1 protein-coding gene is annotated in these 1054 nt (G+C 44.1%); it reads right to left on the reverse strand.

The genetic code is table 11. The features are described from left to right. Positions 1-325: 325 nt before the first annotated feature. Complete coding sequence (locus OCV31_RS09625) at positions 326-502, reverse strand: hypothetical protein (RefSeq protein ID WP_267303935.1); 177 nt, start codon at positions 500-502, stop codon at positions 326-328. Positions 503-1054 lie beyond the last annotated feature (552 nt).

Genomic DNA, 1054 nt, shown 5'->3' on the forward strand with positions numbered 1-1054 from the left:
AGGTCCACCACGTGCTGCTTGAACTCGTCTGAGAAGACTCTTCTTTTTCTAGGTGCTTTATCCATTTGATCCTCCTTGTTGATCATAAGATACCACACCTTAAGGAAACTGTCCTAATTATTGTAACCTATCCAGGGCGAATCGCAACGCCCTGGCCCCTTCCCCGGGTTTCAAAACCATGCGGGAATGAAATCTAAAGCGAAATAGAATTAACTCGAAATCACGTTCGCTCCGCATTTTAAAACCGGAACCACCACCGTGAGGGCCAGAGGGCATTACAAGTCGGTTAGAAGAAAAGCAAGTGAATGTATTTGCGAGAAGGTGATCAATCCTTCTTTAATTCCGCCAAAGCTTCTTCCACATCGGAGAAGTAACGGGTACGAGGATCAGCAGCCAATCGCTCAGCTTCTTTTAAGGCTTCCCGCGTCACATCATTGGGCACGTGACGGCTCAAATCGTCATCAAAATCAGCTTGCGGATTTAGATCAAGAAAATTTGCCATAGCAACCTCCTTTTAAAGAGAGTTTATGGCACAAAACTCCCCAAGTCAAGAAAAGTCACCGTAAAATATATAGATCGCAATTGAATTGTGAAGGTAAAAAAATCGGGTGACGCATAAATGCATCACCCGCAAAACCTTCGTTTTCAATTCGTAAGCTTATTCTAATACGAGTAGAGAAGATAGTCAATATATGCAATCTCGAAAATAATAGCCCCATTCTTTCTCCAATTTCTTTGCTAGTTTCTTTACTAGTTTCTTTGGTAGTTTCTTTGCTAGTACTATCATTATACTTTTGTAAGTAATTGTCCTTTCGCGGGACCATCGGCCTGCGACGCGGCCCAATACAAATCGAAGCCCGTCAGGGCTTCGCGCATCTAAAAAGCGTTGGGGGTCGAAGGGGTTGGGGCCCCGGGGAAGGGGCAGAGGGCTGGATAGGTTACAATAATTAGGACAGTTTCCTTAAGGTGTGGTATCTTATGATCAACAAGGAGGATCAAATGGATAAAGCACCTAGAAAAAGAAGAGTCTTCTCAGACGAGTTCAAGCAGCACG

Source organism: Aedoeadaptatus acetigenes (genome assembly GCF_025566985.1).
In the GTDB taxonomy this organism is placed as follows: Bacteria; Bacillota; Clostridia; order Tissierellales; family Peptoniphilaceae; genus Aedoeadaptatus; species Aedoeadaptatus acetigenes.

Bases quoted from the DNA above. Each gene is read 5' to 3' on its own strand.
- OCV31_RS09625 (WP_267303935.1), bottom strand. From the start codon at position 502: ATGGCAAATTTTCTTGATCTAAATCCGCAAGCTGATTTTGATGACGAT.